Source organism: Pseudomonas sp. W17 (genome assembly GCF_040268305.1).
Taxonomy (GTDB): domain Bacteria; phylum Pseudomonadota; class Gammaproteobacteria; order Pseudomonadales; family Pseudomonadaceae; genus Aquipseudomonas; species Aquipseudomonas protegens.
This window is the reverse complement of sequence record NZ_CP158490.1, coordinates 3,506,509-3,521,581: the sequence shown is the minus strand read 5'-3', so window position 1 is coordinate 3,521,581 and position 15,073 is coordinate 3,506,509. Positions and strand designations below refer to the sequence as shown.

Below are 15,073 nucleotides of genomic sequence, written 5' to 3'. Positions count from 1 at the left end.
CTCGCCACCTCGCCACCTCGCCAGCCAGGGGTCAGGGGTCAGGCTCTGCGCATGCGCCTGATGCGCATGCAGGGGTTTTACGGGACAGCCTTAAGTTTTAGTTAAAACGCTTCAATCAAACTGCTGATTATCATTCGTAATTGGCTGACTCAGACTGCGTTCGTGTCTCCACGCCCCCTGGAGCAAGCAACGAGCGGTCTATGCCAGTCAATACTGCAACAACCCGCAGCCTGTCCTCAGCGGATGTTCCGCTATGACGGCGCTGTCTGCCCCATCATCCGCGGCCGATACGGCCGTTCACTCAGCCTTGGCCTGCTGCCATCTGCTGCTGCAACTGACCCAGGAACGCGTACCGCAAGCCGCGGCCCCGCAATCCCTGGACCCTGACCCTTCGCGGGACCTGCGCCAGGCGGTCAGGGACTATGCACGCAACGCCGGTGTCGATCTGCGCCTTGAACGCCTGGCACTGACCCGGCTGACCCCGAAGATGCTGCCCCTTGTCTGGCGCAACCAGAGCGGCGAATTCATGTTGCTGGCGCGGCTCTCGGACACCCAGGCGCTGGTGCAGCGACCTTTGATGCCGACCCCGGACATGCTCGATCGCCTGCAGTTGGCCGAGCAGTGGAGCGGGGAGGTGATTCGCCTGCGCCAGAGTGGTTTGCGCTTCGATCTGTCCTGGTTCGTACCGGAGCTGCTGCGCCATCGGCGGATACTCGGCGAAGTGCTGCTGTGCTCGCTGTTGCTGCAGGTGCTGGCCCTGGCGACGCCGTTGTTCTTCCAGGCGGTGATGGACAAGGTCATGGTGCACCGGGCGCTGTCGACCCTCGACGTGCTGGTGATGACCCTGGTGGTGGTGGGCCTGTTCGAGGTGCTGCTCAAGGGCTTGCGCGAATACCTGGCGGCGCACACCGCCAATCGCATCGACATCGGCCTTGGGGTCAAGCTCTTGCGCCATCTGCTGGGCCTGCCGCTGCTGTACTTCAAGCAACGCCAGGTGGGGGCGATCATCACCCGGGTCCAGGAGCTGGACAGCATCCGCGAGTTCCTCACCGGCTCGCTGCTGACCCTGTGTGTCGACGTGGCCTTCACCCTGGTGTTTTTTGCGGTCATGGCCTGGATTTCCTGGCCGTTGACCCTGCTGGTGCTGCTGACCTTGCCCCTGTATGCGCTGCTGGCCTGGTTCAGCACCGGCCCGCTGGAGAAGCGCATCGAGCGCCAGTTCTACAGCGCGGCGCGCAACACCGCCTTTCTCAACGAAAGCGTCAGCAGCAGCGAAACCATCAAGAGCCTGGCGGTGGAGCCGCGCATGCAGCGTCGCTGGGAGTCGCAGACGGCGCAGATGGTCGAGGCCGGGTTTGCCAGCCAGACCCTGGGCAGTGCCATCAGCCAGACCGTGATGCTGTTGCAGAAAGTCACTGCGGTGGCGGTGATCTGCTGGGGCGCTAGCCGGGTCATCGACCTGCAAATGAGCATCGGCCAGTTGATTGCCTTCAACATGATGCTGTCCCACGTCAGCCAGCCCGTAGCCAAGCTGATCGAGGTCTGGCAGCAGTTCGTCCGGGTGCGGGTGTCGGTAGACAAGCTGGGCGACATGCTCAACCTGCCGGTGGAGCAGGCCGAGGGGGATCTGCGCCCGGCACAGGCGTTGCGTGGCGAAGTGCGCATCGAACAGTTGGTGTTCCGCTACCGTCCGGAACTTGAGTGGGTGCTGCGCGGCCTGGACTTGCAGATCGCCGCGGGGCAGACCCTGGGCATCGTCGGGCCGTCCGGGTCCGGCAAGAGCACGCTGACCCGCTTGCTGCAGAAACTCTACACCCCCGATGGCGGGCGCATCCTGATCGACGGCTTGCCCCTGGATCAGTTGCAGCCGGCCTGGTTGCGCAGCCAGATTGGCGTGGTGCTCCAGGAAAACTACCTGTTCAACCGCAGCGTGCGCCACAACATCGCCCTGCGCCATCCCACCGCCTCCCTGGAAAGCGTGATCGCCGCGGCGCGCCTGGCCGGTGCCCATGATTTCATCCTGCGCCTGCCCCTGGGCTACGACACGGTGCTGGCCGAAGCCGGCAGCTCCTTGTCCGGCGGCCAGCGGCAACGCATCGCCATAGCCCGCGCACTGATGGGCGACCCGCGCATCCTGATTTTCGACGAAGCCACCAGCGCCCTGGATGACGAATCCCAGGCGCTGATCCAGGACAACATGGCGAGCATCGCCCAGGGACGCACGGTGATCATCATTGCCCATCGCCTGTCTGCGGTACGGCATTGCCAACGCATCATCGCCCTGGAACAGGGGCGTATCAGTGAATCGGGCAGCCACCAGCAACTCTTGGCCAACGGCGGTTGCTACTCGCGCCTGTGGGCGCTGCAACAGGCGCTGTGCAAGGAGGCGTCATGAGGTACGGTGCACTGTTGTCTCGCTGGCGCCGCGCCTGGCAGCGCCTGGGTGACGCGCGGACGCTGCTCAAGCGCAGCCGCGACGAATACGAGTTCCAACCCGGCTACCTGGAAATTGTCGAGCGGCCACCCGCGCCCTGGGCACGTGGCACGGCACTGCTGCTGATCCTGGCGATCCTGCTGGCCCTGGGCTGGGCGATCCTCGGCTTTCTCGACATTCATGCCAGTGCCGCCGGGCGCCTCATGGTCTCCAGCTACACCAAGGTGATCCAGGCGCACGAGGCGGGTGAAGTTCGGGCCATCCATGTGCGTGACGGGCAGCGGGTCAAGGCCGGCGAGGTGCTGGTGGCGCTGAACCCGATCGGCATCGACGCCGAGTTGAGCGAGTTGCGCACGCAACTGGACTTCAAGCGTCTGGAACTGGCCCGGGCCCGTGCACTGCTGACCCCGGACCCCTTGCACAGCTACCAGACGCCTGCTGGCCTGGATGCACAGCAGGTCGCGGCGGCCCGGGAGCAACTGCTCAGTACCTGGAAGGAAATCAGCGCCAACCTGGACAGCCTCAACGCCGAAATCGCCATCAACCAGGCCAATCAAAGGGCTCGGGGCAGCGAGATCAGCGCCCTGGGCAAGCTGGCCAGCAATGTGCGCAAACGGCTCCATGCACGCCGGGCGATGGCCGCCGAACAGCTGATGCCCCTGGTGGAATTGCTTGAGCAGGAAAAGGAGCAACTGGACGTCGAGCGTTCGCTGGCCCAGCAGCAGGCCGAACTGCAGGTGCTCAAGGCCCAGGCGCAGAACCGTCGGGAGCAGCGCGACAGCTTCATGGCCAGGACCCAGCGCGAACAGCATGAATTGCTCAACCGCAGCCAACAGGAGATCGCCGTGCTCGAGCAGCAACTGATCCGTGGCCGCGACCGGCAGCGCCTGCAAACCCTGCTGGCGCCGGTGGACGGTGTGGTCCAGCAACTGGCGGTGCATACCCTGGGCGGCGCCGTGCAAGCGGCGCAGCAGTTACTGGTGATCGTGCCCGAGGGGGCCGAGCTGGATGCCGAGGTCATGGTGCTGAACAAGGACGTCGGTTTCGTCAGGGCCGGCCAGCCCGTGGAGATCAAGGTGGATGCGTTTCCCTATACCCGCTACGGCACCTTGCGCGGCACCGTGGCCCATGTCTCCGGTGACGCCATCAAGGACGAACAGCTGGGGCTGGTGTTCCCCACGCGGATTCGCCTGGAGCGTGCGGCCATTGCCGCAGGGCAGGGCTGGATGCCCTTGCAGGCGGGGATGAGCGTGACCGGCGAGATTCGCACCGGCGAGCGGCGGGTGATCAATTACCTGCTGAGCCCGATTCGCGAGTATCAGTCCGAAGCGTTGCGGGAGCGTTGAGCATGACCCGCGCTTTCGATGCCGCTTCTGAACCCTCACCGACAATGCTCGACACCGGCCTGCACGCCCTGGCCTGGGCCGCCCGGCGCTTCGACCTGAGCATCAGCGTGGCGCAACTGACTCACCGCCTGGGACGGGTTGAAGGTCCGGCCGACAGCCTTGACCTGCGGCGCTGCGCCGGCTGGATCGGCCTGCGCGCACGGGCAGTGCAGAGCCGGGTGCAGCGCTTGCATCACCTGCCGCTGCCGGCGCTGCTGGACACCACTCGGGGCTGGGCGGTGCTGGACGCGGTGGAGGGCGACCGGGTCCGGGTGTTCTGGCCGCTGCAGGGGCAATGCCAGACCCTGTCGCGCCAGGAGCTGGCGACGCTCTGGCAAGGCCATGATCAGGGACAGGGAGAGGTGTTGCTGCTGGCGGAGCGGCATGTGCAGCTGAAGACGGGTGGTTTCGGCGTCTCCTGGTTCCTGCCGTCGATCCTCAAGCATGGGCGCCAGTTTCGCAGCGTGCTGCTGGTGTCGCTGATGCTGCAAGGCGTAGCGCTGGTCACGCCGCTGCTGTTCGAGAACATCATCGACCGGGTCCTGGTCAGTCGCGGCCTGTCGAGCCTGCAAGTGCTGGGGATCGCCATGCTGGCCCTGGCGCTGTTCGAGCCCTTGTTCGGCCTGTTGCGGTCCTGGCTGTTCAGCAATGTGGCGAGCAAGATCAACGCCGAGCTGTCCGCGCGCCTGTACCAGCATCTGATCCAGTTGCCGCTGGGTTATTTCCAGCGGCGCCAGAGCGGCGAGATCATCGCCCGGGTCGGTGAGATGCAACAGATCCGCCAGTTTCTTACCGGCTCGGCCTTGACCCTGGTGCTGGACCTGGCGTTCTGCGGGTTGTTCATCGCCGTGATGTACAGCTACGCACCGCTGCTGACCTGGGTGGTGGTGGGCTCCCTGGCCCTGTATTTCCTCTTCTGGCTGTGTGTGGGCCCCTTGCTGCGCAGCCGGGCCTTGCGCGAATACGAGTTGAATGCGGCCAACACGGCGTTTCTCACCGAGACCGTGACCGGCATCGAGACTATCAAGACCGGGGCCATCGAAAGCGCCTTCCAGCAGCAGTGGCAGCGCCAGTTGGCGGCTTATGTGCGTGCGGCGTTCCACACCCGCATCGTCGGGATCTGGGCCGGTCAGGGCATCGGCCTGATCCAGAAGCTGACCGCGGCGCTGTTGCTGTGGTGGGGCGTGATGCTGGTGCTGGATGGCCAGTTGAGCCCCGGCCAACTGGTGGCCTTCAACATGCTGGCCGGGCATGTGGTGGAGCCGATCCTGCGTCTGGCCCAGGTCTGGCAGGACTTCCAGCACACGCTGATTTCCCTGCGCCGCCTGGGGGACATTCTCGACAGCGACTGTGAAAGCGGCAGCGGCGGTCTGGCTTCGGTGCCGGCGTTGCAGGGCGGGGTGAGCTTCCAGGGGGTGCGTTTTCGCTACGAGGAAGACGGCCAGGAAGTGCTGCGCCAGCTGGATCTGGAGATCCGGCCGGGCGAGTTCGTCGGCATTACCGGGCCCTCCGGTTCCGGCAAATCGACTCTGACCCGCCTGCTGCAGCGCCTATATGTGCCCCAGCACGGCCGGGTGCTGGTGGACGGCATCGACCTGGCCATCGCCGACCCGGTGGCCCTGCGCCGCAACATGAGCGTGGTGCTCCAGGAAAGCGTGCTGTTCGCCGGCAGCGTTGCCGAGAACATCCGCCTGTGCCGGCCTCAAGCCACCGACGCCGAGGTGCGGCACGCCGCCAGTCTGGCCGGGGCGACGTCCTTTATCGAGGCCCTGGCCCAGGGCTACGAGACCGAGGTGGGCGAGCGTGGCGGCCAGCTCTCCGGCGGCCAGCGTCAACGCATTGCCCTGGCCCGGGCCCTGTTGACCAACCCCGGCATCCTGTTGCTGGACGAAGCCACCAGTGCCCTGGACTACGAGTCGGAGGCGGCGGTGATGGCCAACCTGCAGGGCATCGTCCGCGGCCGCACGGTGATCAGCGTCGCCCATCGCCTCAATACCCTGCGCCATGCGGACCGGATTCTGGTCATCGATCAGGGCCGGGTGCTCGAACAAGGCACACACCAACAGCTGCTCGCCCTGGACGGGTTGTATGCCCGGCAGTGGGCGCTGCAGATGAAGGATTGACCCCACCGACGGCAGGAGGACTCGCCCACCCGTCATGTCTCCCCACCCCGCAGTTCCATACCCATAGGCAGCCCTTCGCGAGACGCAGGGCTTGGCTCAAAACAGACAAAGGATCATTGCAATGGCTTTTATGTCCAAGGACTTCACGCGCCTGCTCAATTCCCTGATCGACCAACAGATCAAGACGGCAGGGCGGCAAACCGAATGGTTCAACATGAGCGCCGACGAGCGTGCCGCGTACATCGGCCAGGTCGGCGACCGCTTGCTGGACATGCAGCAGAGCACCCTGAGCGTGCTGGCCGCCCAGCACTACCAGATGCAGGACAACCCGGTCTCGGTGGGCGACCAGTTGCAGGTGCTGCAACAACGCCGCAAAGAAATGAACACCATCGCCGACACGCCGGCCACCATTGCCTACAAGCAGCAACTGGACCGTGACATTGCGCTGTACAGCCGCCAGCACACGGCGATCAGCCACTATGACAGCACCTGGAACAAGGCCCTGCGACTGCTCAGTCCCGGTGGCGCCAAGGCCGAGGTCCTGCAAGCCGATGCGCCGGCCAAGCAGAAAGAGCTCAAGGGCCGAATCAATCGCCTGGAGAAGCACCTGAGCCTGCAGGTGGCCGACTCCACCTTCAGCCAGACCTATGTGACCCTGTTCTCCGAGCTGCAGGCCTACAAGGAGGTGAGTACCCGCTACAACGCCTGGCTCAAGGCCGCCCCGCAGCAGCAGACCGCGAGCCTGGACGCACTGGCCAAGGCGCCCCGGGCCTCCGACGAGCTGCCGGTGAACCTTTCACTCTTGATGATGGAAGAACGCCCGGGCTATATCCGCATGAACGTGGCGCTGGTCAATGCCAGCACCGATGGCCGCTTCAAGGACTTCTACCTGGAGCACGGTCGGCTGGTGGTGCCCACCGACGGCGTGCTGAATTTTTCCTTTGGCACCGCTGCCCGTTCCCTGGCCTGGCAGCAACAGTACCGGCTCAAGAGCGAGCCACCGTCCATGCGCTCGCCGACCTATGCACCGATTCGCTCGGTGCTGGTCAAGACCGGGTTCGTCGAGCAGTACTTCGCCAACCACCTGGTGTCGGAAAGCTCCCTGCGCGAAGGCTTCAAGGCCCAGGTGCTGAGCAACGGCCGCAAGCTGCTGTTGACCAACGTCGATCGCAAAGTGCCCAACCAGGTCGGTATCCAGGTCTCGGGCCAGTCGCCCGGCACCAGCGTGAGTCGCGAAGTGCCCTTGGCCGGCGCCTTGAGCGAGCTGATCAATCAGAACGCGGACATCACCAGCTTCCAGACCCTGGGTGTGGAAGACTATCGGCAGAACAGCTACCACCCGGACCGCGACGGCCTGTTCGTCAATATTCACGAGCTGGAGCGCTCGGTCGGCTTTGCCGAGCACCAGTACCTGCTGGAAATGCCCCAGGGTGACGCTTACCGTTCGGCGACGCCTTTTGCCGTGATGACCGTCGAGGGCGACAAGGTCAGCAGCAGCCACCTGAGCAAGGCCCAGACCGAGATTCTGTATCAATACAACGCGGCGTTTTTCGAGCGCCTGGAACAACTGCGCGGCGAGGGCTTCAAGGCCAGCCGGCTGTTCGAAGGCAGCAGCGAGCGCGCCACCTTCGTGCAACAGTTGACGCGCCTGCTCGAACGCAACCACATCACCCCGGCCGGGGTGCTGCTGGCGCAACATAGCCGCCCGAGCCTGCGGGATATCAAGGGCAACAACCTGAACAAGGTGCTGTGGGAACAGGCCTTCGCCGCGTCGGTGTGGCAGAGCCACGACAACGATGAGCTGCTGTTCGGCCTGGGGCAGAATCTGCTGAAGAACCAGGCACTGGACAAGGTCCTGCAGGGCGGTTATCTGCAGAGCGACATTGCCCAGGCCAAACTGCTGCTGGCCCCTCTGTACGAACAGTGGCGTGCCCAGGCGATCGAGGTGGAAACACAGCGAGTGGCCAGCGCCAACGCCGGGCAGCATCCAGGCAACCCGAAGGTGCATGTCTTCGATCAGGTGGCAGTGGAGCGCGGCCTGGACAGCAAACTGCTGAACCTGTTGTTGAGCGGCCCCCAGGGCCTGGCGCCGGCCGACGGTGCCTTGCGGCCGACGGTCGAGGCGCTGTTGTCCGGCGACCAGGGCCGCAGCCTGCGCAAACAGGCGTTGTTCCATGCCCTGCGCCCCGTGGCCGACAGCTTTTCCAAGGCCGCGGTGCCTGTCAATGCCCATGTCGCGCTTGCGCCAAAAACCGGCGCCGACAAGGTCATGATCAACAACCGGCTGAACCAGCCCGACCCTTACCTGATCCTCAATACCCACCCGGAGCAGGCCCGGACCGATGCCGCGTTGCTGATCCAGGACGACAAGTACCGCAGCTACAGCCAGTTCCGTCCCGATCCGAACAATGAAGCCACGCGCTACATGAACGACCTGGACACCCCGTTCGTGGGGGGCATCTCCGGGACCACCCAGACCGTCAGCAATGCCTTGCCGGAGTTGTTCGGCAGTGCGCCGAGCGTCAAGCAGTACTGGCAGTTCCAGATGGCCAACGCGGCCTTCATGATCCGCAACGGCTATCACTCGTTCTTCGAAACCCTGTATGTCGCCGCCCGCTATGAACCACAAGGGCCGGACAGCATCGGCAAGGACCTGCTGCAGACCTTCGACCGCTACCGTGCCCAAGGGCGCCGGGAGGCTTTGCATGGGGAGCTGTACGACGCCGTGATGGCCCGAGTGTTGCCTATCGTCAATCAAGGCTTGGCGCCGAGCGAGGAGTTCCATCCACCGCGCTTCACCGACCTGGGTCCGCTGCCCGCGCTGTTGGGGCAGGCCGCCAGGGACCAGCAACTCAAGAGTGGACTGGCAGGGCACGGGGCAGGCTTCGAACCGCGCCAGGGCAGCGCCGACATTCATCAGTTTGCCGCCGACCCGGTGCAGTTCGCCCAGACTCACACCCTCAGTGCCGAGGCCCTGGTCAAGGCGGGGCGCTTGCCGGCCCAGGGCAACGTGCAGTTGGTGGAAGTCGCGCCCAGGCTGTATGAGCTCGAATACACCGAGCACAGCGCCAACTCCGTGAGCGCCGGGAGCCCGGACAGCGTGCCGGCGTATTTCCTCGGCTACAACGGGCCGAACCAGGCCAACGCCGCGCCGGCCTATGTGGACATTCCCAAGCAGGCGCGCGCGGGCAGCTTCCTCTTTACCGGCACCTTGTCGGGCTGCTCGCTGGTGGTGACCAGCCTGGACGCCACTACCTATCGGGTCTATCACGACGGTCGGGTCAACAGTTCGCTGCTGTACGACAACGTGGTGATGGCGGTCGACTACAAGGACTACCAAGTGGCCGGCACCGCCGAGGGCCTGGCTGCGGCGTACATGCAGGTCGTCGACGGCCAGTGGCAGTTGGTGTTCCAGCGCCAGGAGTACCAGCGCGAAGGGCAGATGGTCTGGCTGAAGTTGCGCGAGGGTGCAGAGCCTCTTTCCATCCAGACCGCCGACAGCCAGGTGCAGGAACGCAACCGGACCCAGTTCGCCGAGTACCGCGAACAGGTGCACCAGAACCTGAAGAAGGTGGCGACCCAGTTCGGCGTGTCCACTGAAGGGGTGGCCGATGGCGTCTACAGCGGCGGCGACTTTTCTCCCGAGCACCCGGCCATTGCCGCCTGGAATCGGCTGCGCGATGCGGTCCAGGCCAAGGTCAGCGCCGACATCGAACAGCTCGGCAACCAGCGTTATCAACTCCAGGAGCAGCGGCGCGAGGCCAGCGACAAGCGCCTGATCGACCAGCAGATCAAGCAGCTCAACCTCACGCAGGATTTCTATCGGGCGCAGTACGAACCGGTGTTGCGTGAGGCCGCTTCGGTGGAAAAGACCTGGCTCTGGCAGCAGATCCAGGCCAAGCAGGGCAGTGCTGCGGTGGTGCGCACCGACGACACGGCGATCCAGGGCGGGGGCGATGAGCGCAGCACCAGCGTGGGCGAGCGCTACGCCATTGCCGAGGCCTATCAGCGCGGGGCCCGGGGCACGGCATTCAGTGACGGCGTGCGGGATTTTCGCGAGATCAAGATCCCCGGGCTGGACGACAAGAAGTCGGCCCTGGAGATGAAGCGCCTGTTTCTCGACGGCCAGCTCACGCCTGGGCAGCGTGGCGCCCTGAGTGCCCGCATCAGCGAGACCAGCCTGGCCGAATACATCGACAAAGTGCTGCGCCAGACCGCGACCCTCAGTGAGGACTTCCGGGGCGCCGGCAGTGTCTTCGGCCAGTTGGCGCCCCAGGACTTCTACCTGTCGCTGGTGGGGGACCGCTCCGGAGGCCGCTGCTACCCGCTGGTCAGGGCCATGGCCGTCGCCCTGGCCAGGGGTGGTGAGGCGGGGGTCAACAGCCTGGTGCAGAAGCTGTTCCTGGCCTCGGCCGATCCCCAGGCGGGCAGCTCGACCTTGCTCAAGAACAGCCTGATCCGGCTGCATTCCAATGTCGACGCGGTCCAGGCCTCCAAGGCGCTGGGGCAGTTCCAGTTGTCCGACGTGGTGGCACGGTTGGCCAACAGCAGCAGCGACTCGATGTTTGCCCTCAACACCCAGAATCACTCGATGATGGTGGGCAGTACCCAGGGCCCCGAAGGCCGTCGCTACTACTTCTATGACCCGAATGTGGGGATCTTCGCTTTCGACTCCAGCAAGGGCTTGGCCAAGGCCATGGAGCAGCACCTGGTACGCCGCAAACTGGCGGCGCACTACGGCTCGTTCGGCAGCCAGTCGCAGCCGGCCTTCAACCTGATCGAGATCGACACCCACAAGATGGCCGAGGTGCCGGTGGGCAGCGGGCTGAACGTTGCCGATCTGTCCCGTCCCGAGGAGTTGGCCGGCGTCATCGGCCAACGCCGCCAGGTGGAGCAGGCGGTGGGTGCCCAGCAGCGCGTCAGCCAGGACCTGCGCCTGGGCGCGGCGCTGACCACGTTCGACGCCGAGCAATGGGGGGCTCGCTTCGACGCCGCCAGCACCCGGCTGGCCCGGGAACACCAGCTGAGCAGCCAGTGGATACCGATCATCGCCAACACCGAGCCACAGCCGGAGGGCGGCTATCGGGTGCAGTTCATCAACCGCGACCAGCCCGATCAGACCCGCTGGCTGAGCACCGACGATGGCACCTTTGTCGAATTCCGTCGTTTCGTCGATGAGCACATGAGCGTGCTCAACGAGCACTTCACCCTGGAGCATGGGCAGATCCGGCCCCGCGGCGGTGTCGGCGAAGTGGCGCATGTGGACGGCCTGAACGCGGGCTTTGCGGTCCAGACGCTGATCCAGTGGTTTGCCGACAAGAACCGCAAGGATGCGGCCCAAGGCGTGGTTTCACCGGACCTGGCCACCGCCCTGAAGATCCATAGCTACCTGGGCCTGGCGCAGATTGGCCATGGCACCTTGCAAGATGTGGCCAAGGTCACCCAACTGGTGCAAACCGCGTTGCGCGGCGAAGCCCTGGCCGCCGAGTCCTCGCTCAAGGACTTTGCCTCGACCCTGGGGCACACGGTCAACGAGGGCGCAGGCGTGCTGTTTGGCGGGGCCATGGTCGGCCTGGATGCCTATGAGCTGGCCCATGCCGAGAACGATGTGCAGAAAGCCGTATTCGGCACCCAGCTGGCGTTCGACTCGGCGAGTTTTGTCAGTGGCGCGGCGGGTATCGGTGCCGGGCTGATCGGTGCCTCGACAACGGCCGCGGTGCTGGGGGGCGCTGGGGTGATCCTCGGTGGCCTGGCGGTAGGCTTCACGGCACTGGCCCAGGCCTTTGGCGCGGTGGCCGAAGACGCCAAGGCGGTGGGACGTTACTTCGACACCCTGGACAAGGCCTACCAGGGCAACGGCTACCGTTATGACGAGAAACAGCAGGTGCTGGTGCCGCTGCCCGGGGCGGTGGTCAAGCGCCTCGATCTGCGGACCAACGAGGTCGGTTTCGACAGCCAGTACATTTACCGCACCCACCACGGCTCCACCGGTTCCGGGGCGATCAACTACTTCTTCTGGGTCGGGGACTTTCCGCGGATGATCCACGACCGCGCCCAGGCGATCGAGGTGCGCAGCGGCATTGGCCACGGCGCCAAGCCGCCGAAACTCGAACACGGCGACAACAGGACGGTGATACTGCCGGGCACGCCCAAGTCCTACATCAGCTACGAGTACATGATCCTGCCGGGGGCCACCACCCGGCATGACACGGGTTTCGATGTGATTCGCAAGCTCGAGCAGGACCGGCGCTTCGACTACGACTTCTACATCTTCCCGAGCGAGGAGACGATCCGGCGCATTCACCAGGAGTACGTCGAGACGCCGGTAGAAGTGCTGCTCGATGGGCACAGCCGGCAATTGGTGATACCGCAGCTGCCCAAGGAGCTGTACGGCTACCTGCGCTACGACATCCAGGGCGCAGGCGGCGAATACCTGATCGGCCTCAACGAAGGCACCGAGGTCAGGCTCAGCAACGAGGCCGGCACTCAGCCGTCACGCTGGATCATCGACAGCAGCCAGCTTGAAAGCGACAGCATCACCGTGGCGAAGGACCACTTGCTGGTGGGTGGGGTCAAGGTCAAGCTCGATCCGGCCCAGAGCGGGCAGGTGCTGCTGGTCAACGCCAAGGGCGAAGTACGGGCAGCCGATTTTGCCGGCCAGACCACTTACGTGGTGAAGGAAGACGCCAGCCAATGGCAGGTACCCGGGCAGTGCATCGAACAGCACCTCAAGGAGCTGGCCCAGGCCCATCAGTTGCACGGCCAATACGTGCTGGTGGAGAACTACAAGCACGGTGAGCGCAATGTCGGTCGGGCGTACTACGACGTCGCCAAGGACCGCATGCTGTTCACCGACACCGATGTGCAACAGGCTCGCAACGCCCAGTTGGGGGCGGTCATCGGCGAGCATGCCTACTTCGTCGATGCCGAGAACGCCGCCGCGTGGCGGGTCGATATTGCCAGCGGCAAGGTCGATGCGCAGTTCGCCCCTTCGTTCAACCAGAGCGCCGGCCAGATCAGCCGGTTCTGGCAAGAGGGCGATGCGGTGTATCTGGCCCGTCGTTATCAACTCAAGGAGCGGGAAGCCGAACTGAGCTTCCGTATCCTCGGTGACCGGATGGAGCTGGTGGGGGTGGTCGGCGATGAGTCGCTGCTGCAGCTGTCGGCGCGCACCGACCAGCATGGCGACGGCCTCAAGACCCTGCTCAAGGGCTACGAGACGCAGGCCACCGAGCGCGATACCCCGCTGTACAGCCTGGGTGCCCCCATGCTGGAACCGACTGCGGCAGAACTGATCACGGTGTTTGGTCTGGATAACGCCAAGGTCGCGCACCGCTACTGGGTGCGCAGCAGCGACGGCATCGTGATCAAGCCGAACCTGGCGCCACCGGCCGGGCAGGCGCCACGTGCCGATGCCCCGGGGCAGGTGCAAAGCGCCTGGCAGATTCCGGCCGACCTGGTGTTGGCGGGCAGCCAGGCGCAGCCCGGTGGCCAGGAAGTGTTTTACTTCTACAGCAAGGCGCAGCAGGTGCTGTTCCGCCAGGAAGGGCCGGGGCAGAAGGTGCTCGATGCCGGCCAGCCAAGCGCCTTGCGGCTGAGCACGCCGCCCCTGGCCAATGTGCTCAATCTCAATGGCCATCTGCTGGCCGTGACCAACGACGGGCGCATGGCCCGGATCGAGGCGACGGGACGGCTGAGCTATGAGGCGGTCAACGAGCATTGGCTCAAGGCCCACAGTAACTGGTGGAAAAACCTCGCCGAGGTCGCCGGCAGCAATGCCACCCTGGCGGTATTCGGGGTCAAGGCCGCCGACGGCAAGAGTGCGCTGCCGGTGTGGTACCACAACGGTCAGGTGGTGGTGGCATCGTCCGCGCTGCAAGGCAAGCCGCTGCAGTTTCTCGGCTTCGACAGTGCCAGCGCCAGTGCCCGGCTGTTCGAGCCCGAGAGCGGCAAGCTCTATCTGCAGCCGCCGCTGACAGCGCAAGCACTGGCCACCGCGTTTGGCAGCGACGAGGTGCTTGAGGCCTCGGCGCAATTGCCGGCCGCCATTGACTGGATGCCCAAGCAGCCACTGCGTTCGGCAGTCCAGGTCGATGCCGGGTTGCGCCTGACCACGGTGCAAGGCGAAGTGCTGCTGCGCAGCAACAACGGCGATGTGCAACTGGTGGCCGTGGACAAGGGTTGGCAACAGGCACATCTGGGCAATCTGCCCCAGGCCCTGGCAACGGTGGCTGGCCAGTGGGGCGCCAAAGGCGTGTTGAGCTTGCAGGACGGCGACACCCGCGGCTGGTTCGATATTGCCAGTGGGCAGATGTTCGCCAGCAACGGCATCCCTGGTGGCAGCGACCTGCGCTTTATCGGCGTCGCTGCCGGGACGCCGAACTCGGCCTATGTCTACAGCCCGACGGCGCAGGCGCTGTATCAGGTCAAGGACGGCAAGGCGCTGCAGCTGGGCCATTACGCAAATGTCGAGCGCATCGGCTCCTCGCTGCTGCTTCAGGGAGCCAGCGGCAATGCTCGTCAGGATGACCTGGCGCCGCCGTTGATTGCCGGGGTCGACAGCGTGGTGCTGCACGGCGGCGCCGGGGATGACACCTATCGTTTCAGCCCGGCGATGTGGGCGCATTACCGCTCGGTGGTCATCGACAACGATGATCCGGGCCTGGCCCTGGATCGGGTGATCCTGCCGGTGGCCGATGGCAAGAATATCCTCGTCAGCCGTCGGGGCGAGGATGTGCAACTGACCGACACGGGCAATGGCACCGCCCTGGTGCTGCGCCAGGTGCTGGGCAGCCAGGCGGCCGCCCATGGGCATTTGCTGATCGAGCTCAAAGGCGACTCGTCGATGCTCAGCGTCGAGCAACTGCTCAAGGGCTTTGGCCCGAGTGGATCGGCCGGGGACAGCGTGTTCGAACTGGCCTGGAGCCAGCGCGAGACGCTGCCGGCGGCGAACGCTCTGAGCTCGGCGGCGGATGTGCCGGACTCGGCGACGGATGGTCGGGGCCCCAGCCTGGCAAAACTCAGCGGGGCCATGGCGGCCTTCGCTGACACCGGCGGCGCTCGCGAACAGCTGCCGAAAAACCATCAGGCCGCGCAGGCGGTGCTGGTGCCTTCACTGACCTGACCTCGCA

Annotated in this window: 4 protein-coding genes; all 4 read left to right on the top strand. The window is 65.2% G+C overall.

Annotated elements, in window-relative coordinates:
- The first annotated feature begins 253 nt into the window (after window positions 1-253).
- Entirely contained in the window at window positions 254-2,395 is a 2,142-nt protein-coding gene (locus tag ABCR88_RS16280; RefSeq protein WP_041118177.1) for a type I secretion system permease/ATPase, read from the top strand.
- Complete coding sequence (locus tag ABCR88_RS16275) at window positions 2,392-3,780, top strand: HlyD family type I secretion periplasmic adaptor subunit (protein ID WP_350404883.1); 1,389 nt, start codon at window positions 2,392-2,394, stop codon at window positions 3,778-3,780. Before ABCR88_RS16280 ends, ABCR88_RS16275 begins: the two co-directional genes overlap by 4 nt.
- A 2-nt stretch (window positions 3,781-3,782) precedes the next feature.
- The gene (locus ABCR88_RS16270) at window positions 3,783-5,942 is read left to right on the top strand and encodes a type I secretion system permease/ATPase (protein ID WP_350404882.1); all 2,160 of its coding nucleotides are present in this window, start codon (window positions 3,783-3,785) and stop codon (window positions 5,940-5,942) included.
- Between the two features lie 121 nt (window positions 5,943-6,063).
- Window positions 6,064-15,066 carry a TcdA/TcdB pore-forming domain-containing protein gene (locus ABCR88_RS16265; RefSeq protein WP_350404881.1) on the top strand — a complete coding sequence of 3,001 codons (9,003 nt, stop codon included), beginning with the start codon at window positions 6,064-6,066 and terminating at the stop codon, window positions 15,064-15,066.
- Window positions 15,067-15,073: the final 7 nt, after the last annotated feature.